Consider the following 25,729-nt stretch of genomic DNA (forward strand, 5'->3'; position numbering starts at 1 on the left):
GCCGGGGCCGCGATCGCCGCCTTGGGGGCGACGCTCGCCGTGCTCGCGACGGCTTGCGCTGCGACCGTCGCCGGCCGGACGCCGGCCTGGCCGGTCAGCGACGTGCGCAGCAGTTCCATCTGCTGGCTCATCACGTGCGACAGCAGCTGATTCTGCTCCCGCAACACGCGCTTGACCGTCGAGCCGCCTTCGGCCGCCACCCATTCCACCGGGGCGGCGGCGAGCGGCGCGAGCGCCTGCGCGGACGGCGCGGCCGCGACCGCCGCCGTGGACGGTTCCGCCACGGCTACGGCTGCGGTCTCGGCTTCGACCTCGGCCCCGGTCGACGTAGCGGCCGCCGGCAGGTGGTCCGCGACATACTCGGCGAGCGCCTGCACCGTCGCCAGGTCTTCGAAGAAGCGGCGCATGGCCAGCTTCACGCCGTACTCCGCCTCGATGTGCCGGATGGCCTCGATCAGCACGATCGAGTCGGCGCCCATCTCGAGGAAGGGCAGTTCGATGTTGATGGTGGCGGGATCGGCCTGGATCAATTCGCCGATCTTGCCGCGAAGCCATTCGAGCACCTCGCCGCTGCGATCGTGCGTCGGTGCGGTGGCGAGGGGTGATGCGCTTGTCTGAGTCATGGACGTGTCCGCTTTCTGGAACCAGGTACGGCTGCGTTGGAAGGGATAGGACGGCAATGCGATGCGCGCGGGCGCGGGTGTTTCGGTCGGGGCCCAGTCGACCTCGACGCCGCGGGCATACAGGGTCGACAGCGTTTCGATCAGCGCTTGCTGCTCGACTTGCGGCCGCTGCAGGGCAAGGAACTGGATCCCGGCGTCCGGCGCACAGCACGCGCGGGCCAGGTTGACGAGCACCGGCTTGGGGCCGATTTCGACCAGCACGCTGAAACCGGCTTCGGCGAGGCGCTCGACGCTGCGCGCGAACTGCACCGGCTCCCGGCAATGGCGGCGCCAGTACAGGTCGGTGGGCGCGTCGTCCATCACGGCGCCCGTGAGATTCGAATAGAACGGGATCGCCGGGCGCGCGATGGGCACGGCTTTCGCCGCGGCCTGGAAGCGGTCCAGCATCGGCTCGAGCAGCGGCGAGTGAAACGCATGCGACGTATTGAGCGGCACGGACCGGATGTCCCGCGCGGCGAACGCATCGACCAGCGTCGCGATGCGCGCGCGCTGGCCGGAGATCACGATGCTCGCCGGGCCGTTGACGGCCGCTACCGCGACCTCGTGCGGCCACGCTTCGATCGCGCGCTCGACCGTGGCGAGGTCGGTGAAAATCGCCGCCATCTCGCCGTCGCGGGGCAACGCCTGCATCAGCCGGCCGCGTTCGGCGATCAGCCGCAGGCCGTCTTCCGGCGAGAAGACGCCGGCCGCGCACGCCGCCGCGTACTCGCCGACGCTGTGGCCCATCACCGCGTCGGGCACCACGCCGAACGACGCGAGCAACGTGGTGAGCGCGTACTGCAGCGAGAACAGGGCCGGCTGGCTGTAGCCGGTCTGGTGGATGTCCTCGCCCGGGGCCGACAGCACGTCGAGCAACGGCTTGTCGAGCAGCGGATCGGCCACCGCGCGGCAGCGGTCGATGGCGTCGCGGAACACCGGATACGCGTCGTACAGGCGGCGGCCCATGCCGGCGTATTGCGAACCCTGGCCGGTGAACAGGAAGGCCATCTTCACGCGGGGCGCGGGCTGCGCCGCGCCGGCGGGTTCCTTCGCGTGGAAGGCGCGCAGCTTGTCGATCGCGTCGTCGAGCGACGTCACCGGCCACGCGAGCCGATGCGCGAAATGCGAGCGGCCGGTCGCCGCCGAAAAGGCCACGGCCGCGATGTCGAGACCGGGTTCGGCTTCGAGCCGCCGCTGATAGCGCCGAACCAGCTCGCGCAACGCCGCCGGGGTCTTGGCCGACAGCACCAGCGGATGCACCTTGTGCGTCGTCGGCGTCACCGGCCGCGCCGGCGCGGGCGCTTCTTCGAGCACCAGGTGGGCATTGGTGCCGCTCGCGCCGAACGCGCTGACGCCGGCTCGCCGTGGCCGTTCGCCGCGTGGCCACGCGCTCGCCTCGGCGCAGATCTCGAGGGGCAGCGCGTCCCACTGCACCAGCGGGCTCGGCTGGCGGAAATGCAGGTGGGCGGGCAGGCGGTCATGGTTCAGCGACAGCACGACCTTGATGACGCCCGCGATGCCGGCGGCGGACTCCGTGTGGCCGATGTTGGTTTTCACCGAGCCGACGCGCAGCCGCCGGCCTGCATCGCGGCCATCGCCGAATACCGTCGCCAGCGCCTGCAACTCGACGGGATCGCCCAGCGGGGTGCCGGTGCCATGCGCTTCCACGTAATCGATGGACGCGGCGGGCAGCCCGCCCAGCGCCTGGCGGATCACGGCTTCCTGCGCCCGTCCGTTCGGCGCGGTAAAGCCGCTCGACGCGCCGTCGTGGTTGACGGCCGAACCCCGCAGCACGGCCAGCACGCGATCGCCCGCGGCGAGCGCATCGGACAGGCGCTTGAGCACCAGCGCGCCGCAGCCTTCGCTGCGCACGAAGCCGTCCGCCGCCGCGTCGAAGGTCTTGCAGCGGCCGTCCGGCGCCAGCGCCCGCGTGCGCGAGACGGCGATGGAGTTGTCCGGCGACAGGATCAGGTTGACGCCGCCCGCGATGGCGAGATCGCACTCGCCGCTGCGCAGGTTCTGGCTGGCGGTATGGATCGCGGTGAGCGACGACGAGCAGGCGGTGTCGATCGCCATGCTCGGCCCCTGCACGCCCAGTCCGTAGGAGATGCGGCCGGCCGCCGTGTTCAGCGGATTGCCGGTGAAGAAATAGCCGTCGATGCCGCTGCCGCCGCCGTTGCGAAGCTGCAGGTTCGCGTAATCGTTGGTGGTGATGCCGACGAACACGCCGGTGCGGCTACCCTTGAGACTGTCGACCGGAATGCCGGCGTGCTCCAGCGCTTCGTGACTGACTTCGAGCAACAGGCGCTGCTGCGGGTCCATCGCGCTCGCTTCGCGCGGCGTGATGCGGAAAAACGCCGGATCGAACTGGTCGACGTCGTCGAGAAAACCGCCGAAGCGGCTGTATATGCGCCCCGGCTTTTCCGGATCGGGGTCGTAGTACGCATCGACATCCCAGCGCTCGCGCGGCACTTCGGAGATCGCATCCACCCCGTCGTTCAGCAGCTTCCAGTAGGCGTCGAGATCGTGCGCGGCGCCCGGAAACCGGCAGCTCATGCCGACGATCGCGATCGGCTCCGGCGTGCCGGCGTCGCGTGACGCGATGGCCGGCGCGATCGGCTGAGGCTGCTGCTGCGGCACGGCCTGCGTCTGCGGCGGTGCCACGTGCGCGTCCGCCGCCATGCCGGACGCCTGCTCCGCGAGGAAATCCGCGAGGGCGTTGACCGTCGGATGATCGAACAACAGCGCGACCGACAACGGAATGCCCAGCGCGGTTTCGAGCTGCGTGCGCACGTCCAGCGCCATCAGCGAATCCATGCCCATCTCGAAGAAGCCGAGATCGCGATCCAGCGTCCCCGCGTCGTAGCCGAGCACCTGGGCCACCGCGCGATCGATGCGGTCCGCCAGCAGGCGCTTGCGCTCGCGCGGCGATGCGTCGCTCAACGCCGTCATCGCCGGCGCGCTCGGCGCGCTTTTGGCCACCCGCACGCGGTCGAGGAACGGCTTGGGTCCGCGCGCCTCGTAGGAGCCCTGGAACAGCGCCAGGTCGATATCGACGACCGCGACCTGCGGCACGGCGGGGAGACGATTCAGCGCGTCGAGCGCGCGATCCGCCGCCAGCGACCGGATGCCGACCCGCCGCAGCAGCGCTTCCGCCTCGGGGAACGTCATGCCGCCGTGCGCCCACGGTCCCCAGTTCACGCTCAGCGCGGTCAGGCCCTGGCCGCGGCGATGATGCGCGAGCGCGTCGAGGAAGCGGTTCGCGGCGCTGTAGTGCGCCTGCTCGCGCGAACCCCACGCGGACGCGATCGACGAAAACAGGATGAAGAAATCGAGCGGGAAGTGCCCGCTTTGCTGATGGAGCAGCCACGCGCCGGCGACCTTCGGTTGCAGCACCGCGTCCAGTTCCTCGCGCCCGACCTGCATGATCGGCTTGTAGCCGACGACGCCGGCCGCGTGCACGATGCCCCGCAGCGGCACGCCGTCGCGCCGGAGCGCGGCGAAGAAAGCGGCGACCGCGGCGGGCTCGGCGATATCGACGCGCTCGCAGTGCAGCGTGACGTTCCGCTCGCGCAGCTCGGCGATCGCCCGCCGGCTCTCGTCGCTCGCGGCCCCTTGCCGGCCGGCCAGGATCAGCGTGCGTGCGCCGCGCGCCGCCAGCCACCGGGCGGTGTGCAGCCCGAGCGCGCCGAACCCGCCGGTGATCAGGTAGGCCGCGTCCCGGTCGACCGGCAGCGCGGTTGTTTCGGCAGGCGCGAGCGGGCTCAGGCGCGCGACATGGCGCATGCCGTGCCGCAACGCCACCTGTTCCTCGCGGCTCTCGCCGAGTAGTGCGTGGAGCAGCGCCTGCGTCTCGTCTTCCGGCGCGGCCGGATCGAGATCGATCGCGGTGCCGAACCATTCCGGATGCTCGATCATCGCGCCGCGCGCCAGGCCCGACAGCGCTGCCTGCGCGAGCCCGGAGACGAGCGGCGCTGCGCCGGCTTCCACCGCGTCGCGCGTGATCACCGAGATCCTGGGCCGGGTCGACGGCGTCCACTCGCGCTCGCCGCCGACCAGCGCGTGCACGAGATGCAGCAGGGCCGTGGCCATGCGCGTCTCGCCGACGGCTTCGTCCAGCGCCCACAGAAAGACGATGCGCTGGCCAGGGGCAGCCGCTTCGTTCAGCAGGCGGACGAAGTCGTCCGGCCGCTCGGGCGCGACCTGCCAGCCCGCTTTCATGTCGGCGACATAGTCGAGGCCGGGGCGCACCAGCGAGCAGGCCGCGCCGCGCGCCCGCAGGAGCGCCGCAAGCCGCTCGCCGGCACCGCTCGCGTCCGCGAAGATCAGCCACGGGGACGCGTCGGCGGCGACCGGTGCCGCCGGCAGCGCGGCCTGCTGCTCCCACACCACGTGATAGAGCGGGCTTGCGTTCGACGCGACGGTTGCGGCGGGGGCGAACGCCGTCCTGAGCAGGTCAGGAAACGCGTTCAGCAGGTCCTCCGGGTACTTGCCGGACGACTTGAGGTGCCGCACCGCTGCGTCGATGCTGCCGGCATCCATGCCGGCGACGGGCGACGGGATCTTCTCCAGGCTGAAGCGCTGCCGCTCGAACGGATAGTTCGGCAGGGTCGTGGCGGGTTGGGCGGGCGCCGGGAACAGCGCGCGCCAGTCGAACTGCGCGCCCTGCACGTACAACGCCGCGAGTGCGTGGTCCAGTGCATCGCCGGCACACGGCGGCGGCAGCCAGCCGTCGGCGAGCCCCTCCGGCGTGGGCGGCGCGTCGGCTTGATCCGACGTGCCGGCCAGCTGCAACCAGTACGGCGGATGCGTCACCTCGTCCGTCACTTCCGCGCCGACGCAACCGGAAATCAGGCGAACCGACGGCCGTGCGAGCGAGATGTCCTGAAGCACGGCGCGCAACGCTTCGGCATCCGAACGGGCGGCCACGACGCGCAGCGCGTCGGCCACGCTCACGACGCCCGCCACGCAGGCCGCGACATATTCGCCGATGCCATGGCCCGACACGACGGCCGGGCGGATGCCCCAGCCCTTCCATAGTTCCGCCCACGCGAACTGGATCGCGAAGCGGCCCGCGTCGGTCTCGAGTGCGTCCAGCGGCACCTGGCAGCGCGCGAACGCGTCGCGGAACAGCGGTTCCGACGCATGGAGCGCGCGCGCGGCGCCGGTGTCCGGCGCGCCGAACATGAAGCCCACGCGCAACGCCTTGCCCGTGCGCGCCGCTGCCGCCGACGCTGCCTTCACGCCCGCTACATAGGCCGCGCGAAACGGATAGTGACTCCGTCCGGTGGCGGCGGCGCGGCAGATGGCGGCCAGCTCCCGCGGCGTCGCGCCGGCGATCGCGCGCTCGTAGCGTTGCGCGAGCGCCGCCAGCGCCGCTTCGGATCGGGCCGACAGCAGCAGCAGCGCGCGCTGCGCGGCGTGCGCCGGCGCGACGGGCGGCTCCTCGACGATCGCGTGCGCATTGGTGCCGCTGAATCCGAACGCGCTCACCCCGGCGATGCGCTTGCGTTCCCCGCGCTGCCACGCGACCGGATCGGCCGCGACGCGGATCGGGATCTCCTGCCACGGCGTATGCGGATTGGGTCGGGTGAAATGCAGGTGCGCCGGAATCCGGTCGTGCTCGAACGACAGCAGGACCTTGATCAGGCCGGCGATGCCGGAAGCCGACTCCAGATGCCCGATATTGGTCTTGACCGAACCGATCACGAGCGGCTCGTCCGCCGTGCGTCCGGGGCCGTAGACGCCGGCCAGCGCCTCGACCTCGATCGGGTCGCCGAGGGACGTCCCGGTACCGTGGGCCTCGACATAGGCGACGTCGCCGGGCGCGACACCGGCCTGGTTCAGTGCGCGGCGGATCACCCGTTCCTGCGAATCGCGGCTCGGCACCGTCAGCCCGCCGCCCGCGCCGCCCTGGTCGACCGCCGTGCCGCGCACGATGCCGAGCACCCGGTCGCCGTCGGCGAGCGCGTCGGCGAGGCGCTTGAGCACCACCATGCCGCACCCTTCACCGCGCACGTAGCCGTCGGCCGCCGCGTCGAAGGTCTTGCAGCGTCCGTCCGGCGACAGCATGCGCGCCTGCGAGAAACTGACCATGACCTCGGGCGACAGCATCAGGTTGACGCCGCCCGCGAGCGCCATGCCGGTTTCGCGCGAGCGCAGGCTTTCGCAGGCCAGGTGCAGGCACACCAGCGACGACGAGCAGGCGGTATCGATCGCCATGCTCGGGCCGGTGAGACCCAGCACGAACGACAGCCGGCCCGCGGCCATGTTCAGCGCACTGCCCGTGCCCGCGTAGCTGCTCGACGGCATCGACGCATTGGACACCTGGATCGCATGATCGAAGCAGGTGATGCCGACGTACACGCCCGTGGCCGACTGGCGGAAGCGCTCGGGCGCGAGATGGGCGTTCTCGAGCGCCTCCCACGCCACTTCGAGCAGGAGCCGCTGTTGCGGATCGAGGTAGGTCGCTTCGCGCGGCGCGATCCCGAAGAACGCCGCGTCGAATTGATCGACGCGTTCGAGAAAGGCGCCGTGGCGGGTCGCCATCTTGCCGGGCGCGGACGGATCGGGGTCGTAATAGCGATCGATGTCCCAGCGTTCGCCCGGCACTTCGGTGACGGCATCGCGCGCACCATCGAGCAATTGCCAGAACGCGTCCGGCGTATCGCTGCGGCCGGGGAAGCGGCAAGCCATGCCGATGACGGCGATCGGCTCGTTGCGGTCCGAACGCAGCGCCGCGATTTCCGCGCGCCGCAGACGCAATTCGTCGAGCGCGGCTTTCAGTGCATGCGTGGCCTTGGCGTTCATTGGGCGCCGATCTCCTGGGCGATCAGTTCGGAAAGGTCGTCCTCGTCGAGGTCGTCGGATGCTTCGTCGACGACCGGCGCGGGAAGCGACGGCGACAGTTCGTTGAGCACGTACTGGGCGAGCGCCCGCAGGTTCGGATAGGAAAAGAACAGCGTCGCGCGAAACGGCCTGCCGAACACTTTGGTGAGGCGGTCCGTCAGTTCGAGCGCGACCAGCGAATCCAGGCCGAGATCGAGCAGGGATTGCTCGGGCGCGATGGCATCGGGGCCGGGCAGACGCAAGGTCTCGGCCAGCATCGCGGCGAGCGTGGCGGTGACGCGCTCGACCCGCTCGCGCGGCGCGCATGCATGCAGCTGGCGCAGCAAGGCCGTTTCCTGCTGCACGGGCTGCGCGGCCGGTTGCGCCAGCTCGGAAAACAGCGCGGACCCGGCGGCCGGCGCATCGACCCGGAACAGGGTCGGCCAGTCGATTTGCGCGACCCCGGACTGGGCGACGCCGGACGCCATCAGCCGTTCCAGCGTCGCGATGGCCAGCTCGGGCGGCAGCGTGCCGACGCCGAGCGCGCCCAGTTGTTCGTGCGCGCGCCGTCCGTAGTCGGTGGCGGCGTGGCCGATGTCCGCCCACGGCCCCCAATTGACGCTGAGCCCCGGTTGCCCCTGCGCGCGCCGATGCTGGGCGAGGGCGTCGAGGAAGCTGTTCGCCGCCGCGTAGTTGCCCTGGCCCGGCATGGTGATCAGCGCGGCCATCGACGAGAACAGCACGAAATGGTCGAGCGGCAAGCCGGCCGTCAGCTCGTGCAGATACCAGGCGCCATCGGCCTTGCCGCTGCCGGCGCGATGGAAGACGTCGTCGTCCTGGCGCGCCAGCAGCGCATCGTCGAGCGCGCCGGCGAGGTGAAAGATCCCTTTGAGCGGCGGCATCGAATGCGCGATTTCACCGAGCGCCTGCTCGACGTCCTCGCGGCGCGACAGGTCGGCGCGAATGAAGCGCGCGTCGAGCGCACGCAGGATTTTCTCGTGCGCGGCGGAAGGTTCGCCGCGCCCCAGCAGCACGATTTTCCCGGCGCCGTGGTCGGCGAGCCAGGACGCGAGCCGCAGGCCGAGCCCGCCGAGCCCGCCGGTCACGAGATACGTCGCGTCATCGTGGAACCGGATCGGCCGGTGGCTGACGAATTCGCGATTGTCGCGGGCGATGCGCGCGACGTAGCGCTGGTCGCGGCGAAACGCGATCATGTCTTCCCGGCCGCCCGCCTGTACCGCTTGCACGATGTGAGCCGCCGATGGCTGCGCGGGATCGAGGTCGACGATCCCGCCCCACAGCGCCGCATGCTCGACCGCGATCGCGCGGCCCAATCCCCACAGCGGGGCCTGCGCCACCGCGATCGATTCGCCATCCAGAACATGCATCGCGCCCGACGTCACCAGCCACAGACGCGCCTGCCGGGCCGACGGCGCGCGGGACGCAAGCGCCCTGACCAGGTGCAGCACGCTCGCGCTGGCACGCCGCCTCGCGGCGATGTCGGCGGGCGCGAGATCGAGACTCCACAGATGGATGACGCCCTTCAGCGGGCGGTCGGGCGAAGGCAGGTCCGGCGTCGCGTCGGCGAAGCGCAGCGTGCACGAATCGCCCGCGCTTTCCAGCAGTGCCGACAGTTGCGCGCCCACGCCGCCACGGTCCGCGAGAATCAGCCACTCGCCGTGCGCCGAACCGCCGGTTGCCGCGTCGACGTCCGACGGTCTCCAGACGCGTTGATAAAGCAGCGCGGCGAAGTCGTGCCGCTCGGCGGCGCGCCCCGCGCGCACCTGCTGCAACCGCAGCGCATCGATCTCGATCAGCAGTCGCCCGGCGAGGTCATGGACGCGGATGTCGCCCTCCAGCGCGTCGTGCCCGACCGGCTTGCGCAGCGTGGCGTGACTCCATGCGTCGGCGGACGACGGCGGCTGATGGACCCGCACCGCACCGATCGAACTGGGCAGGTACAGGTCGCCGTCCTCCAGCGCGTCCGGATCGATGGCGGCGGCGAGCACGCGGCTGCACGCGTCGAGAAAGGCGGGGTGGATCTGATAGGGCGACGACGCCAGCGCGTCGGCCGGCAGGCTGATTTTCCCCAGCGCCTCGCCGGGCGCGCGCCAGATCTGCCGGATCGCGTCGAACATACCGTCGATCTGCACGCCGTGCTGCCGGATTTCGCCGTTGAAGTCCGCGCCCGACGTCGTTTCCGGGCAGCGCGCCTGCACCTCGGCGGCATCGAATCGCGCCGGTGCGGCGGCTTGCCTCGGCGCGCACATTTCCCGTAGTCGACGCAACTGCGGAAGATTGCCGAGGATCCGCTCGACCGGCGGACCGAAATCGAGCAGGCAGGCCACTTCATCCACGCCGATCGACGCGAGATCCCGCACCAGGTCGACGCAGGTCTCCGGCGTGCCGATGAGCCCGCGCGATTGCGCGAAGCGTTCATAGAGAAACTCGACGAACTCGTCCAGTTCGCGTGCGCCCATCGCGCGCACGTCCACCGACTGGCCGCGGCTCTGCGCCAGCCCGTTCAACAGCCCGATATTGCTGCGGATGTAGTTGCAGAACGGCACACGCGCCTGTTCGCGCGCCTGCGCCGCATCGTCGCCGACGAACGTGTGCAGCATCACGGACACGGTGCCGGCCGCCGGATCGAAGCCGTGCCTCGCGCGCGCGTCGCGGTAGAGGGCGATCTTGTGCGCGAGCTGGTCGCGATCCTGGTCGAGCACGTGGGTCAGCAGGTTGGCGCCGGTTTCGCCGGCGCGCACGAACGTCTGCGGATTGCTCGCGGCGGTCACCCACACGGGCAGCTCCGGCTGCACCGGCGTCGGATAGATGCGCAACTGCATCGGCTTGCCGACGCCGTTCGTCGCATCCAGCATGCCGCCGCGCCACAGATGCTGGACCGTGCGCATCGTGGCCAGCATGTCGTCCTGCCGGCTCGCATATTTGTCCGGGGCGAACACGAAGTCGTCAGGATTCCATCCGGACGCGAACGACACGCCCACGCGGCCGTTCGACAGGTTGTCCACCATCGACCATTCTTCCGCGATCCGGATCGGGTTGTGCAGCGCCGCGACCACGCTGCCCGCGACCAGCTTCACGCGTTGGGTGGCCGCCGCAAGCGCGGCATGCAGGACGGCGGGATTCGGGTACAGCGAGCCGAATTCGGTGAAATGGCGCTCCGGCACCCAGACGCTGGAAAACCCGTTCGCATCGGCGAAACGCGCGCTTTCCATCACGAGCTGGTACTTGTTGCCGGACAACGCCTCTTCACTGCTGGCGAAGAACATCAGGCCGAATTTCATGCGTGGCTCCGATCCGATTCGTGAATTTCGGCACTCGCGCACATCTGCCACGTTGGGGCGGCGCGGGTGTCGTCGATCCGGTGATAGACGGCAAACGAAAACGGTCCCCAGGACCGGCGGCTCAGCACGGTCTGCACGGTGCGCGCTGCATGCGGATGCAGCGGCAACGGCGCATGCAGCGCGAGGTCCTTCAACGTCGTATGGCCGGCAGCGCCGATTTCCGACGTGGCCGACAGCGCCATTTCCACGAACGCGGAATAGGGCAGGACGGGCGACCCCTTGACGCGATGACCGTCGAGGAAGGTGGTGGCCGGCGCATCGAGACGCGATTGCCAGATCCACGTGGCCGGCGCATGCGCGTGCTGCTCCATGAGGCGGCCGAGCAACGGATGCCCGGGCGCACGGGGCGTGATCCAGAAGCCGCGACGCTCGAACGGGTAGGTCGGCAACGCGAGCCGATGGCGCGGCGCGCCCTGCTCCACGGCATCCCAGTCGATCGATGCGCCGCGTACGTACAGCGCGGCGAGCATGTGCAGGATCGCGTCCCACGCGGCCGTGTGCGCGCCGATGTCGATCACGACGTGGTTTTTCGCCGCGTCGCCGTTCGGCGCCTGCGGCACGTCCGCCCACGAGGCCGCGGCGCGATGCCCGTCGCCCGCGCTGCTGACGGCGTCCGGCGTGATGCCGAACGACATCCACAGTTGCGCGAGCGCGCGCTGGAATGCCGTGAACCCGGCTTCCGCGGGGGCGAGCCCGGGCGCCTCGGATTGCCGCTGCATCAGCGCGTCGAAAGCGGGGCAGGCCGAGCGCAATTGCCGAACTGCGTTGGCGCTGCCGCCGTCGTCGGCGCAAAAGTGGAACGTCACCGCTGGGGGCGTTTCGGCGGGCTCGCCGGACGAAACGGCATCCAGTTGCGAACGCAACGAATCGAGACTCGATGCGACGATGGCCGCGCGCTGCGTGAAGTGGGTGCGCCCGGCATTGGCCGTGAACGCGACATCCCGCACACTCGCCTCGGGATGGGTGTCGAGATAGCCCGCATAAGATGCAGCCAGCGCTTGCAACGCTTCCGGCGTGCGCGCGGAGAGCGTCACGACGCGCGCCTCGGGCGCTGCCGGGTCGGCTTCGATCGCCGCGGGCCGGGGCGCTTCGGACAGGATCAGGTGCGCGTTGGTGCCGCCGAAGCCGAACGAACTGATGCCGGCCAGGCGCGGCCCGTGTTCCGAATGCCACGGCGTGACCTGCTGCGGCATGCGGAAGGGCGTGCCGTCGAGCGCGATTTGCGGATTGATCGACCGGAAATGGAGGTTCGGCGGAATGACGCGATGGTGTAGCGCAAGGGCGGTCTTGATCAGGCTGGCGATGCCCGCCGCCGATTCCAGGTGGCCGATGTTGGTCTTGACCGAGCCGATCCAGCAATGCTCGTCCGGCCGGCGGGAGTCGTTCAGGACGGCCGCCAGCGCGTTCAGTTCGATCGGGTCGCCGAGCGGCGTGCCCGTCCCGTGCGCCTCGACGAAGCCGATGTCCCGCGCGCGTACGCCGGCATCGCGCAGCGCACCATGAATCACGGCCTGCTGGGCCGGGCCATTGGGCGCGGTCAGGCCATGGCTGCGTCCATCCTGATTCACCGCGGAGCCGCGGATCACGGCGAACACGGTGTCGCCGTTCTCGAGCGCATCGTCGAGCCGCTTGAGCAGCACCATGCCCACGCCTTCGCCGCGCACATAGCCGTTCGCTGCCGCATCGAACGCCTTGCATCGACCATCCGGCGACAGCATGCCCGCTTGCGTGAATGAGGCGCTCAATTGCGGCGCCAAAATCAGGTTGACCCCGCCGGCCAGCGCCGCATCGGCCTCGCCGCGCTGCAGCGCGCGGCACGCCTGATGCACCGCGACGAGCGAGGACGAGCACGCGGTATCGACCGCCCAGCTCGGGCCGCGCAAATCGAGCGCATAGGAAATGCGGTTGGCGGCGACGCTGAGCGCATTGCCCGTCGCGACATAAGGGCCGACGTCCGCGACTTCGTCCTGCGCCAGCCGGATGTAGTCCGAATTGCTGATGCCGACGATGACCGCGGTGCGTCCGCCGGCGAGACTGTGGGGCGCGATGCCCGCATGCTCGAGCGTCTCCCAGGCCACCTCCAGCAGCAGACGCTGTTGCGGATCCATCGATTCGGCTTCGCGGGCGCTGATGCCGAAGAAAGCCGCATCGAACTGATCGACCTGTTCCAGCAACCCGGCGGGCGGAAGGTCGGCGGCGCGCTGCGTCGCCGCGCCGACCGCGTCCCGGCCCTCCAGCAGCAGCTGCAAGAATGCGTCGGGATTGCCGGCGCCGGGGAAACGGCATCCCATGCCGACGATCGCGATATCCGCGCGTGCTGCGGCCGAGCTGGGCGCCTGGTTCGGCATGGCATGCCCGGTGCCGCTCAAATGGCGCGCCAGCAGCGAAATACTCGGAAAATCGTAGACGACGGTCGGGGAAACCGGCCGCCCGAGCCAGTCCTGCAACTCGCCCGAGAGCTGGATGGCATCCTTCGAATCGAGCCCATGGACGCTGAACGGCGCGTCGGGGTCGATCTTGCCGGAAGCGATGCCCGACAGACGCGAGATACGCTCGACGCACCATTGCACCAGCGCTTGCGTGTCGCGTGGCGTGGCCGTCCGCGGGGCGGCCGGCGGCGCGGCGAACGCACGCCGCCACTCGCCCGCGATCGCGAGTCCCTGCTCATCGAGGAATGCCTGCCGGATCCGGCTCCGCTGGATTTTTCCGCTGGACGTGCGCAGGATCGTGGCGGGCTTCAACAGGACAGCCGCATACAGATCGACGTCGTGCGCTTCGGCGAGCGTGCGCCGGATCTCCGCGGCGACGGCTTCCGCGTCCAGCGTGTTGAGCGCTTCCCGGCGCACTTCGCAGGCGACGACGATCCGCTCCACGTTGTCGACGTTGATCGAGAAAGCCGCCGATGCGTTCGGCGCCAGCGCGGGGTGGCTTCCCTCCGCGGTTTGTTCGAGATCCTGCGGGTAGTGATTGCGGCCGGCGACGATGATGAGGTCTTTCAACCGGCCGGTGACGAACAGGTCCTCGCCATCGACGAAACCGAGATCGCCCGTGCGCAGGTACCGTGCGTCATCGCCGTCCAGCTTCGCGCGAAAGGTGCGTTCCGTTTCCTCGATACGGTTCCAGTAGCCGACGCCGACGCTCGGGCCGGTCAGCCAGATTTCGCCGATCCGGCCGGGCGCGCAGCGCTCACCGGTATCCGGATTCACGATCCGCAGGCGGTGCTCCGCCCAGGGCCGACCGCATGAGACCAGCGCGTGGCGCTTGCCGGAGTCGCTTCTCGTCGCCACGCCGTGTGCGAGCCCGTCGGCGTCGTAGTCCGCCACGCGCGGCAGCGAGCGTGCCGGCTGACCGGAGATGAACAAGGTCGCCTCGGCCATCCCGTAGACCGGGCGCATGGTGTGCGCGTGGAAGCCGCATGCGGCAAAGGCGCGCGAAAAACGCGCCACCGACTCCGCGCGCACCGGTTCCGCGCCGTTGAACGCAACCCGCCAGCTGCTCAGATCGAGCGGCGCGCGCGCTTCATCGGAGATTTTGCGCGCGCACAGGTCATACGCGAAATCCGGCGCGGCGCAATGCGTGCCGCGATACTTCGTGATGGCCTGCAGCCAGCGAACGGGCTTCTGCACGAACGCCGCGGGCGCCATCAGCACCGACAGCACGCCGAGATAGATCGGCAGCAGCACTTTCCCGAAGAACCCCATGTCGTGAAACACCGGGAGCCAGCTGACGAACACCGTCGACGCATCGGCATCGCTCGCCTCGGCGATGACCGCCATGTTGCTCAGGATGTTCGCGTGACTGATCATCACGCCTTTCGGCGTACCGGTGGAGCCTGACGTGTATTGCAGCAGCGCCAGCGTCTGCGGCGCGATGTCCGGTGCGCGCCAGTGTTCGGCCGGCGCGTCGAAGCGCTGGTCCGTCGCGAGGATCTTCAGTTCCAGCGTGTCGGAGTAACCGTCCGCGTGATGCGCGATGCCGTCGAGCGTGGCTGCGTCGGTCAGCGCGACGACCGGCCCGGCGTCGGCGACGATGGCCTTGAGGCGATCGGCCGGGCGATGCCTGCGCGGTGGATACGCAGGTACGCCGATCAGGCCGGCGTACAGGCATCCCACCCATGCGCAGATGAATTCCAGCCCGGGCGGATAGACCAGCAGGACGCGATCGCCCGGTTGCGCGATGTCCTGCAGCCTGGCGGCGATGCCGCGCGCCCGCTTGTCGAGGTCACCGAACGTGAGCCGGGTCAGTTCCGCTTCGCCGTTCTCGAGAAAAATGAATGCGGTCTTCTCCGGTTCGACCTTGCCGCGAAACAACAGAATTTCTGTAACAGTCCTGAATTTTGTATCGGGAAGCATGCTCAACCTTCGTTGTCTTCTAAACGTTGAATATCTCAGGACCGGTCGTGGCGATCCTGCCAAGCGTGCTTCATCGGACGGTATTGAAATTAGAGCATCGCTCTAATCCGACGTCTGCCCCGTAATCCAAGGACACGGCGTTTCGCGCACCGGATCAATACGGCTTGCTATTGAGGTGCACGCTTGCGCCCGCTAACGATCGGCGCTTCCTTCGAGGTCGGGCGCGTACGGGTCGAGCAGCGACACGACGACTTTGCGCTCGCCTTCGAACGGGTTGCGGCCATGCGCGAAGCGCATGTTGTCGACCAGCAGGACGTCGCCTCGTTGCCATGGGAACGTGATCGCGCATGCGCGGAACGCGTGGCGGATCTGCTCGAGGTCGGCGAGCTCGAATGGACTCCCGTCGCCATGGCTGGCATTGCGCGGAACGCGATCCTCGCCGAACAGGCTGACGATCGAACGGGCGAGCGATGCGTCCAGGTTCGAGAGATGGAACAGATGGGCCTGATTGAAGAACACCCGGTCGCCGGTGACCGGATGGTAGGCCACGCCCTGGTTGACCTGGGCGGTGCGCAACGTGTCGTCGTCGAGCCATTCGTGCTCGATGCCGTTGTCCGCGCAGAAGGCGGCGACCTGGCTGCGGTCGCGGGTCTGGAACACGGTTTCCCACGGAATGTCGACGTGCCGCCGGTAGTGCCTGACATAGCGGACCTGTTTCGCTTCGAAGTGATCCAGGAGGCGCGGCCCGATCCGGCGGCTCACCTCCCGCATGTCGGCAATCGGCGTTTCGCCGCCGGTCGCGGCCGGCGTCAGGCAACAGAATGCGACTCTCAGCGGCCAGCTTCGCTGATATGCGTTTTCGCAATGAAGGGCGATCGTCTCGCTCGGCGGATACTCGGTTGCGGTGAAGATGCCGTTGCCGATCGAGGTGCGCGGCGTGGAACGATAGACGTAGTCGGACTGATGGGCTGAAATCGCGTGAGCAAACGCTTCGAAGTCGCCCACGGATGAAACGTCGAAGCCGCGAAACAGCAGTGCGCCGTGTTCCAGAAGCCGGGATTCGAGTGCCGCCCGGTTGTCGTTCACCGCCTGCGCGAGATCACGCCCGTTCGACACGGGTTCCAGCAGCCACGGCGAGCTACCCTCGGCAAGCAGCTTGCGTTCGGTCATGCCCAGCATCGTCAATAGTCCTTTCCTGTACGTGGATCACGGCGCAACCGAACGGGTCGGCCTGCATGGTCGCGCCGCGGTGCGGCTATGCACGGCAGGCCGCTTCCACGGCATGCGCGAAGCGATTGAGGATTTCGTGGATATCCGCTTCCGAAACGATCAGCGGCGGCAGGAACCGGAGTACCGCGCCGTTGCGGCCACCGGTTTCGACGATGAGCCCGTTTCGCAGGCAGTTCCGCTTGATGGCCTTGGCCCGTTCCGTGTCGGGCGGGCCGGCTCGGCCATGGGTGCCGGGCACGACGACTTCGGCGCCGATCATCAGGCCGCGGCCGCGAATCTGACCGAGGCACGGAAAGCGTTCGGCAAGCCCCTCGAGGCCGGCCACCAGCAGTTTGCCGACCCGGTCCGCGTGCGCCGACAGATTCTCCCGTTCGACGATGCGCATGGTCGACAAGCCGGCCACCATCGCAATCTGGTTGCCTCGAAAGGTGCCGGCATGCGCGCCGGGCGGCCAGGTGTCGAGGCGCTCGTCATAGACCACCACCGACAACGGATAGCCGCCGCCGAATGCCTTCGACAGCACCAGGACGTCCGGCCGGATGCCGGAGTGCTCGATCGCGAACAGCGCGCCCGTTCGACCGAGTCCGGTCTGCACTTCATCGACGATCAACGGGATTTCATGCCGCAGCGTCAGCTCACGCAACTCGATCAACCACGTGTCGGGAGCGGGGATGCAGCCCCCTTCGCCTTGCACGACTTCGACGATGATCGCCGCCGGTTTGGTGATCCCGCTCTCGGGATCGGACAGGACGGTCCGGATGTAATTGATGCTGAGTTGACCGGTCGCCGAGCCATCGGTGCCGAACGGGCAGCGAAAGGCATAGGGATAGGGCAGGAAATGCACGTCGCGTCCATTGCCGCCGGCCGACTTGGGCGTGAGGTTTCCCGACGCGGCGAGTGCGCCGGCCGTCATGCCGTGGTAGGCGCCGTGGAACGCCATGATCGCCGGGCGGCCCGTATGGTGCCGGGTCAGCTTGATCGCCGCTTCGACGCCGTCCGCGCCACTGGGGCTGCAAAACTGGATCTTGCCGGATTCGGCGATCTTTCCGGGCAGGAGCGAGAACAGCTGCTCGACGAACGCATGCTTGGCCGGTGTCGCCAGGTCGAGTGCCTGTTGCATCTGATCGGACGACAGAAACCGCATCACGGCTTCATTGACTTCCGGGTGATTGTGTCCGAGCGCGAGCGTGCCCGCATTCGACAGGCAGTCGATGTACTCCTGCCCGTCGGCGTCGCGTACGCGGATGCCCTTGGCATGGGTAAACAGCCGCGGGAAAGAGGTGGCGTAGGTTCGCGCGTTCGATTCGACCTGCTTAAGATACTCGAGTTTTTCCATGCGCGCAGATCCGGCTTGCGAGGCGGATTGATGGACACTGGCGCACGAGAATCGCTTCATCCTGGCCAATGGTGTTAGCGGTACGACGGGATTGGAGCATGCTCTCCGTATCACGTCTGTCACGTAAAAATGGGACATCGGCCGGGCGACGTCACCCCGTCATGCCATTGCCCTCCGCTCATCGAAGCGGGGTTGCGAGGCGCGACGTCAGGCAGCGAGGGTCGAGCAGAAATAATCGATGGTCCGCCGCAGCCCCGCTTCGAGCCCGATCGTCGGCTCCCAGTCGAGGTGGGTGCGGGCGAGGCTGATGTCGGGGCAACGTTGGGTCGGATCGTCCTTCGGCAGCGGACGGAACACGAGCCGCGACTTCGAGCCGGTCAGGCGCAGGATGATCTGCGCCAGTTCGCTGACCGCGATCTCGTGCGGATTGCCGAGGTTGATCGGGCCGGTGAGCTCCGCGGGCGTGGCCATCATCCGGATCAAACCGTCGACCATGTCGTCGACATAGCAGAATGCCCGGGTCTGGCTGCCGTCGCCATACAGCGTGATGTCGTCGCCGCGCAGCGCCTGCACGATGAAGTTGGACACCACGCGGCCGTCGTTGGGATGCATGCGCGGGCCGTAGGTGTTGAAGATGCGCACCACCTTGATTCGCACGTTCTGCTGGCGGTGATAGTCAAAGAACAGCGTCTCCGCGCAACGTTTGCCTTCGTCGTAGCAGGCGCGCGGCCCGAGCGGGTTGACGTTGCCGCGGTAGCTCTCCGGTTGCGGATGCACGTCGGGGTCGCCGTACACCTCGCTCGTCGAGGTTTGCAGAACGCGCGCATGCGTGCGCTTGGCGAGCCCCAGCATGTTGATCGCGCCCATCACGCTGGTCTTGGTGGTCTGCACGGGATCGAACTGATAGTGGATCGGCGAAGCCGGGCAGGCGAGGTTGTAGATTTCGTCCACCTCCACGTACAACGGAAAGGTCACGTCGTGGCGCAGCGCCTCGAAGCTCGGGTTGCCGAGCAGCGCCGCCACGTTCTGCTTCGTGCCGGTGAAATAGTTGTCGACGCACAAGACGTCGTGACCGAGTTCGACGAGACGCTCGCAAAGATGCGAACCGAGGAAACCCGCACCACCTGTTACGAGGATTCGCTTTCGATTACGTTGCACAATGGCACTCCAGGTATCGCGCGCAGGGACGCGACGCGGCCTCCCCGCATGCTTGGCCGGCCCGCGGCGCCGGCAGGGGAGCGGATCAGGCGCGCGGGCGTTTTCATTCGACGATCACGGCACCGGCCGGCACGCCGATCGCGAGGATCGACCCGTCATGCCTGCAGTGCGCTCGACGCGGCGTGCTCCGCACGCCGCATGCGCGCCGCGATGATGCCGGCCATCGTCCGCATTTCGTTTCTCAGAAAGAAATGATCTCCTTCGAAGACGTGAAAATCGAAGCGCCCGGTCGTCGCGGCGCCCCAACCTTCAACGGCATCGACGGGCACCTCCTGATCGGCCCGGCCCGCGAACGCGGTGATGTCCACTGCCAGCCGTGGCCCGGGCACGGGCCGGTGGTTTTCGATCAGCGTGAAATCCGCACGCAGCGCCGGCATCAGCAGCGCCATCAGTTCGCCGTTGTCCAGCACCGCTCTCGGTGTGCCGCCCATCTCGCGCAGCGCATCGATGAAGGCGCGATCGTCCAGCGCCTGCATGCGCCGATCGTGGCGCTCCTGGCCCGGTGCGGCACGCGCGCTCACGAACAGATGCCGCAGGTTCGGTCGTGCGTGGGCGGGAAGCCGCAGCGCCAGTTCGACGGCAATCGCCGCGCCCATGCTGTGTCCGAGCAGCGCGAAGGGACGATCGAAGCAGTCGTCCAGGTCGCGCAGCAACGTGTCGACCAGCGTCGCCATGTCGCGGACGGCAGGCTCGGACAGGCGGCTGCCTCGGCCGGCAAGTTCATGACGGCACACTTCGATGCCGGGTAACGACGCTTGCAGCGCGCGATAGACGGCGGCCGAGCCGCCCGCATAGGGAAAACAGATCAGACGCATGCGAGCGGGGACTTGAGCGGCTCGTTGGCTGCCGGCGCACAAGCGATGGCGCTATTCAAATTCATGTGTTCGGCGTTTTTCACCATTCAGGTTCCAGTTCCGGTTGGGCATGAGTTAAACACGAGGCAGCGTGGATGTATGTCGTAGGAAGAGGGGACGCGTTGCCGGCCATGTCGAAGCCGTTCCTCTCTGATCGGATCGCGGCGCGGACACGGTATCGGCGAAAACGGATGCGCGGGAAATCGAGTGTGCCGGACGATGCGATTCGTCTTTAGAATGGGCGGCGGGCATGTCGAGCCCCGGAAGACATCACGGCATCCGCGCGAGTGCCGCCAAGCCACCGCATGATTCAGGAGACATACGATGCAACACCGTCCGAAAGCCGTCCCGACGCAGCAGGTAGCGAACGAGCGCGTGATCGTCACCGAATGGCGATTCGCACCGGGTGCCGAGACCGGCTGGCATGTTCATCGGCATGACTATGTCGTGGTGCCGCAAACGGACGGTCAGCTTCTCCTCGAAACCGCACAAGGCAACCGCGAGTCGCAACTGCACGCCGGGCGCAGCTATGCGGGGCTGAAGGGCGTCGAGCATAACGTCGTCAACGCGACGGACCACGAAGTGGTGTTCGTCGAAGTCGAGATTCTCTGAGGGGGCGTCAGGCCCCGCGAGCAAGGCCGCGACAGGGGCAGCAGGATGAGAATGACCGGCATCCCGTTTGGAACGACCGATCGGCGCACCATCGAGTCGACCGAGGATCGCGGAGAACGTGGCGTCGCGCGCCGGCGGACGATGTAGTTCGGGGAGATCCGCGTGAGGCAGGTCGACTATTCGGCCGGTTACGTGGCCGGCCACGGGTGCGTCAAAGGCCACATCCTGTACTGCCTCGAAGGCGAGTTGCCGATGGAGCGCGAAGACGGGGCGACGGTTCATGCTTCGACCGGGCATGAGCGACCAGACGTGCCGACCATGTAGAAGCGCATCGGTCGTCGACCGCGACACGCGCCAAGTTGTTCATCGTTGATTGAAGCGGCAGCGGGTTCCCGCGTAGCGTAGCGTTTCCCCTTTGCCGACAGAAAGAGCGCGGCGCACAATACTCCCGGAAATCTCTTCGGAGGCTGCCCGACATGGCCACGTTCCAGCCCGATGGATGGCACACCGTCACGCCCCGGATCGTCGTGCCGGATCCGCAAAACCTGATCGAATTCATCCGGACGGTATTTCACGCGCGGGGCGAGTACCGCCCGGGGTTGCCTGCGGAAATCAGGATCGGCGATTCCGTCGTGATGATCAGCGGGGAAGATGGCCTGCGTGAGCCGATGCCGGCATTCCTGTACGTCTATGTCGAGGATGCCGACCTGACCTATCGGCGGGCGCTTGCAGCGGGTGCGACCACGCTCGAAGCCCCCGCCGACATGCCGTACGGCGACAGGCGGGCGATGGTGCAGGATCCGTGGGGGAATCGGTGGCAGATCGCGACGCATCAGCGCGACCTGTCGGTGGACGAGATTCGTTCGCGGCTGGCGAACGGCGGCTAGATACCCGCCGGGTGCGTCGGGGTGATCAGGATGCCTTTCGTCACGCCCAGGTGATCGTCGGCACGGCGTCGCGCACCGTCACGTACCGCTTCGCCCCTGCCGGTGTCGCAATCGTCCAGATTCACGTCGCGTATCGGTAAAACCTCCCCGTTCCCCCCGCCGTTAACCCGTTCGCAGCCCATGCGCCCCGTGTTGCGACACGGCGCGCGTCTTTCGTGATCCGGAATCCACATCCGCCGCTGGCCGCGCCCGGCCCGCGCAAGGGAACGTCATGCGAAAACAACTCACTATCCGTGGTGGCCTCGTCGCGACCATCGCCGGCTATACCGTGCTGCTCGTGCTGGTGGTCGGCGCAAGCATCGCGGCCCTCTATATGGGCAACGGTTCGCTCGAGGCGATGTACCGCGACGACACCGCGTCGCTGCTGCACCTGAAGACCAGCTCCGAGCGCATGCTCGTGCTGCGCGAACGCATGAGCGACGTCGCGCAGATCATCAGCGCCGGCCACTCGGGCAAGGAAGAGATCGCGAAACTCCGCACGCTGCTCAAGCAGAGCAACGACGAACTCGATGCCTATGCGGGCCTGCATGCACGCAACGCCGACGAGCAGGCGCTGTTCGACACGCTGCAGAATCGCCGTCGGGCGTTGCTCGACGGCGTATTCCTGAAGGCGCTCTCGCAACTCGACGGCGACGACGGTTTCGGCTTCCTCGACACGCAGCGCACCGCGCCGCCCGCGCTGTTCGCCGCCTACCAGGAGGCGATCGATGCGCTCGAGGCGTTCCAGGTCGCGCGCGAAAAGGAGCGCTATGAGGCGGCCGGCGTGCAGTTCCACCGGATCGTGTGGGGGATGGCGGCGGTCGCGGCCGTCGCACTCGTCGTCGGCTTCCTTGCGCAGCGCGTGCTTGCGAAAGCGATCATCGAGCCGATCAAGCTCGCGGTCGGCCAGTTCGAGAAGATCTCGAAAGGCGACCTGACCGGAACGGTCGTCGTGCCCGGCCAGAACGAGATGGCCTATCTGCTGCATGCACTGAAGCGGATGCAGGACGGCCTCGTCGACACCGTGAACCAGGTGCGCACGAGCACGGAGACGATCGTCGGCGACGTCCGCACGATCGCGAGCGGCAACGTCGACCTGTCGGCGCGCACCGAGCAGCAGGCCGTTTCGCTGCAACAGGCGGCGGCGAGCGTCGAGCAGCTGACGGCGGCCGTGCGCCAGAACGCGGACAACGCGCGCGATGCGCGCACCTACGTCGAAGGCGCGGCCGGCATCGCGTCGCGCGGCGGCGAGGCGATGCAGCGCGTGGTCGAGACGATGTCGGCGATTTCGCTCAGTTCCACGCGGATCTCCGGGATCGTCGGCGTGATCGAAAGCATCGCATTCCAGACCAACATCCTTGCGTTGAACGCTGCCGTCGAAGCCGCGCGCGCCGGCGAGCAGGGGCGCGGCTTCGCGGTCGTCGCGACGGAAGTGCGCGGGCTCGCGCAGCGCTGCGCGTCGGCGGCGAAGGAAATCCGCGAACTGATCGGCCATTCCGCGCAGCGTGTCGAGGACGGCAGCGGCCTCGTCGCGCTGGCCGGTTCGGCGATGGCCGAGCTCGTCGCGGCGGTCGAGCGCGTCAACATGATCATGAGCGAAACCGGCCAGGCGTTCGAGGAGCAGGCATCGGGCATCGAGCAGGTGAACGCCGCGGTCATCCAGATGGAGCAGACGATGCAACGCAATGCCGCGCTGGTCGAGGAGGCCGCGGCCGCGGCGCTGTCGCTCGACGAACAGGGCGCGCGGCTGAGTGCGGCGGTTGCGCAATTCCGTCTGCGTGACGAGGCGCTCGCCTGATGCACCGATACGGGCGACCGGGAGCGGGATCGACGGGCCGGCTTGCCGCCAATGCGGTGCACCGGCGTCGAAGCGGCACATTTCTGGTGCGGACTTCCCGACATGCCGATGTCGACGCGATCCCTGCACCGGCGCGGTGAAGCACGACGATCGGCCGATCGCCGAACGCGATGCGACGCGGTCTGCGTTCAGGGGCCGCGAGGCAGCACGGCGTCGCCGCGATCCTTGCCGGTCAAGGCGGACGGACAATTTCTCCCACGTTCTCCACAGGGTTATGCACGGAAATTGTGGATAACTCGAGGAGATGAACGACAGCCGAAAATTGCCGGGCGCGCGTGCCGCGATGCGACATCACCTCCTGCGAATTGCTTTGCTGGATTGATCGTTTAGTGGCGGTCGCGGAAGGGAATAGCATGAAGCTTCCTCTCGATTGGTCGCCGTATGCGCGGCCGGTCATTGCGACCGTATCGGCCCGACATGACGACACTGAACGACTATCTCGAACAAAAGCGCGACGCGTGGCTCGCGAAAAAGGAAGCCGCCCGCAGCAATCCCGAACTCAAGGCGACCCCGCTGAAAGCGACCGTGCGCGCACTGGGCCGCAGCGGCGTGCGGGAGATCCGCATTCGCGACTTCCAGGTGATCAGCGACAGCCCGCCCGACTTCGCGGGCTACAACCTCGGGCCGGCGTCGCCGGAGCTGCAGCTCGGCGTGCTCGGCAGTTGCCTGACGCACATCACGCTGATCCAGGCCGCGGAGCGTGGCCTGAAAATCGACTCGATCGAGGTCGAGGTGACCGGCGACCAGCATCCGCTCGCGCAGCAACCGGGGTTCGAGCATGTGCCGGTGTTTCCGCACAACCTCCGCTACACGCTCGATATCGTGTCGCCCGAACCGCCGGAGACGATTCGGGCGCTGCATCAGGCGGTCGAGGCCATCTGCCCGATCTTCAATCTGCTGAGACTGCCGCAGACGATCGACGGCGAGTTGAGACATACGCACGGTTGACGTGCGCCCGGTGGGTTGCAGCATGTCACCTCGCCGAGAGGTGAGCAGGCGCGCGATACCTCGCGCACCCTGGCGGCGCTCCGATACAGCTGCGATTCCTGTCGCACCGATATTCGATGTCGGATGCGTCGTTCCGGTGCAGAGCGCGTGTCGGATCGGGGCCGGGCGACGCCGGTCGTGAATCGGCCGGCGCGAAGTCAGGCTTCGGAGGCCTGAAGGTCGCGCGTTCGGCGCGTCGTCTCGTCGGCACGATCCTGAAGCTGCTGGAATGCGTCCAGCAGCCGCGCGCGCAATACGGCCAGCGTCGGGTCGCGTCGATCGCGCGGCCGGGCGACCCCGACGTGGAACTCGTCGTCGATGCGGCCCGGATTGGGCGCGAGCATCAGCACGCGATCGCCGAGATACAGCGCTTCGTCCAGATCGTGTGTGACGACGATCGCGGCCGTCCGGTGCCGTTCGACGACATCGAGCAGCAGCGTCTGCAGCCGCATCCGGGTGATCGCATCGACCGCGCTGAACGGTTCGTCGAGCAGCAGCAGGTCCGGCTCGCCGAACAGCCCGCGCGCGATCGCCGCGCGCTGCGCCATCCCGCCCGACAACGTGGCCGGCAGTTGCCGGGCGACCCCGGCCAGGCCGACTTCGTCGAGCAGCCGGGCGACGGCCGGCGCGCGCCCGCCGCGCGGGCCGGCCGCAAAGCCGACGTTGTCCGCGATCGACAGCCACGGCAGCAGCCGCGGCTCCTGGAAGATCACGCCGGCGCGCGGGGACGGGCCGTCGAGCGCGACGCCGCCCAGCTTCACGGTGCCGCGGTAGTCGGTGTCGAGGCCGGCGACGATCCGCAGCAGCGTGCTCTTGCCGCAACCGCTCGGACCGACCACGCAGACGATCTCGCCGCGCGCGACCTGCAGCGGGACATCGGCGAGGATCGTGCGATCGCCGTAAAGCTTGCGGGTGATGCGCAGGTCGAGCAGCGGTGTCGCGGTGCTGGCCGCCGTGTTTGAGGAAGAACCTGTGCTCATGCTGACCCTTTACGTGGCGTGGGGTCGAACGCATCGCGCCAGCCGAGCCAGCGCGACTCGATGCGCGCCATCGCGCCGTCGGTCAGCTTGCCGAGCAGCGCCAGCAGCAGGATCGCCCCGAACACGAGATCCGGTCGGCCGGTTTCGCGGCCGTCGCTCAACAGGAAGCCGAGCCCGCGCGTGGCCGCGATCAACTCCGCGGCGACCATGAACATCCACGCGAGACTGAGGCCGGTACGCAAACCGGTGACGATCTGCGGCAGCGCGGCCGGCAGCAGGATGCGGCGGAACAGCGCGAACGGGCCGAGCCGGTACACCGCGCCGAGTTCGACGAGCTTGCGGTCGACGTCGCGAATGCCGGCGACCACCGCGAGGTGAACCGGGAAGAACGCGCCGATGGCGATCAGCGTGATCTTCGGTGCTTCGTCGATGCCGAGCCACAGCAGCAACACCGGCACCCACGCGAGCGACGGAATCGCGCGCAGCGCCTGGAACGTCGGCTCGAACAGCGCGTCGATCCGGCG

14 protein-coding genes and 1 pseudogene are annotated in these 25,729 nt (G+C 68.3%); 5 read left to right on the top strand and 10 right to left on the bottom strand.

The annotated features are described in order from the left end of the window. The 7 genes from G3N96_RS29135 to G3N96_RS29165 form a co-directional block, all read right to left on the bottom strand. On the bottom strand, positions 1-7,472 hold a 7,472-nt coding region (locus tag G3N96_RS29135; RefSeq protein WP_206139325.1), incomplete at its 3' end, for a type I polyketide synthase. Further along, the gene (locus tag G3N96_RS29140; protein ID WP_206139326.1) at positions 7,469-10,792 is read right to left on the bottom strand and encodes a bifunctional LLM class flavin-dependent oxidoreductase/SDR family oxidoreductase; all 3,324 of its coding nucleotides are present in this window, start codon (positions 10,790-10,792) and stop codon (positions 7,469-7,471) included. The genes G3N96_RS29135 and G3N96_RS29140, both read right to left, overlap by 4 nt. Beyond that, entirely contained in the window at positions 10,789-15,204 is a 4,416-nt protein-coding gene (locus G3N96_RS29145) for a beta-ketoacyl synthase N-terminal-like domain-containing protein (protein WP_206139327.1), read from the bottom strand. Before G3N96_RS29145 ends, G3N96_RS29140 begins: the two co-directional genes overlap by 4 nt. 192 nt (positions 15,205-15,396) lie before the next feature. After that, positions 15,397-16,383, bottom strand: a complete 987-nt coding sequence (locus G3N96_RS29150; protein ID WP_124578909.1) for a TauD/TfdA family dioxygenase — start codon at positions 16,381-16,383, stop codon at positions 15,397-15,399. Positions 16,384-16,459: 76 nt separating this feature from the next. Beyond that, the gene (locus tag G3N96_RS29155; RefSeq protein WP_206139328.1) at positions 16,460-17,770 is read right to left on the bottom strand and encodes a diaminobutyrate--2-oxoglutarate transaminase family protein; all 1,311 of its coding nucleotides are present in this window, start codon (positions 17,768-17,770) and stop codon (positions 16,460-16,462) included. 207 nt (positions 17,771-17,977) lie between these two features. After that, a complete protein-coding gene (locus tag G3N96_RS29160) occupies positions 17,978-18,928 on the bottom strand; it encodes a UDP-glucuronic acid decarboxylase family protein (RefSeq protein ID WP_206139329.1) in 951 nt (316 codons plus the stop codon). 155 nt (positions 18,929-19,083) lie between these two features. Further along, positions 19,084-19,845, bottom strand: a complete 762-nt coding sequence (locus G3N96_RS29165) for an alpha/beta fold hydrolase (protein WP_241022873.1) — start codon at positions 19,843-19,845, stop codon at positions 19,084-19,086. 321 nt (positions 19,846-20,166) lie between these two features. Between G3N96_RS29165 and G3N96_RS29170 the strand changes: the two genes are divergently transcribed. The 3 genes and pseudogenes from G3N96_RS29170 to G3N96_RS29175 all read left to right on the top strand — a co-directional run bounded on the left by G3N96_RS29170 (position 20,167) and on the right by G3N96_RS29175 (position 21,341). Continuing rightward, positions 20,167-20,454, top strand: coding sequence for a cupin domain-containing protein (locus G3N96_RS29170; protein WP_124578917.1), 288 nt, complete (start codon positions 20,167-20,169; stop codon positions 20,452-20,454). Positions 20,455-20,499: 45 nt separating this feature from the next. Beyond that, positions 20,500-20,831, top strand: a pseudogene (locus tag G3N96_RS39390) (DHCW motif cupin fold protein). A 99-nt stretch (positions 20,832-20,930) separates the two neighbouring features. After that, positions 20,931-21,341 (top strand): VOC family protein, encoded by a 411-nt coding sequence (locus tag G3N96_RS29175; protein ID WP_206139330.1) that lies wholly within the window; start codon positions 20,931-20,933, stop codon positions 21,339-21,341. Here G3N96_RS29175 and G3N96_RS39765 read toward each other — a convergent pair. After that, positions 21,338-21,466 (bottom strand): hypothetical protein, encoded by a 129-nt coding sequence (locus G3N96_RS39765; protein ID WP_277399463.1) that lies wholly within the window; start codon positions 21,464-21,466, stop codon positions 21,338-21,340. The two genes, G3N96_RS29175 and G3N96_RS39765, sit on opposite strands and share 4 nt — an antisense overlap. 146 nt (positions 21,467-21,612) lie before the next feature. On the opposite strand from G3N96_RS39765, the gene G3N96_RS29180 reads away from it, so the two are divergent. Both G3N96_RS29180 and G3N96_RS29185 read left to right on the top strand, forming a co-directional pair. Continuing rightward, positions 21,613-23,178, top strand: coding sequence for a methyl-accepting chemotaxis protein (locus G3N96_RS29180; RefSeq protein WP_206139331.1), 1,566 nt, complete (start codon positions 21,613-21,615; stop codon positions 23,176-23,178). 477 nt (positions 23,179-23,655) lie between these two features. Next, a complete protein-coding gene (locus G3N96_RS29185) occupies positions 23,656-24,186 on the top strand; it encodes an OsmC family protein (protein ID WP_089429879.1) in 531 nt (176 codons plus the stop codon). Positions 24,187-24,383: 197 nt separating this feature from the next. Here the strand turns inward: G3N96_RS29185 and G3N96_RS29190 are convergent, their stop codons facing one another. Next, complete coding sequence (locus G3N96_RS29190; RefSeq protein ID WP_206139332.1) at positions 24,384-25,205, bottom strand: ABC transporter ATP-binding protein; 822 nt, start codon at positions 25,203-25,205, stop codon at positions 24,384-24,386. Further along, positions 25,202-25,729 (bottom strand): ABC transporter permease (locus tag G3N96_RS29195; protein WP_206139333.1); only part of this gene is annotated, 528 nt, incomplete at its 5' end. The genes G3N96_RS29190 and G3N96_RS29195, both read right to left, overlap by 4 nt.

The sequence above is a fragment of the Burkholderia sp. Se-20373 genome, from assembly GCF_017104705.1.
Classification (GTDB): domain Bacteria; phylum Pseudomonadota; class Gammaproteobacteria; order Burkholderiales; family Burkholderiaceae; genus Burkholderia.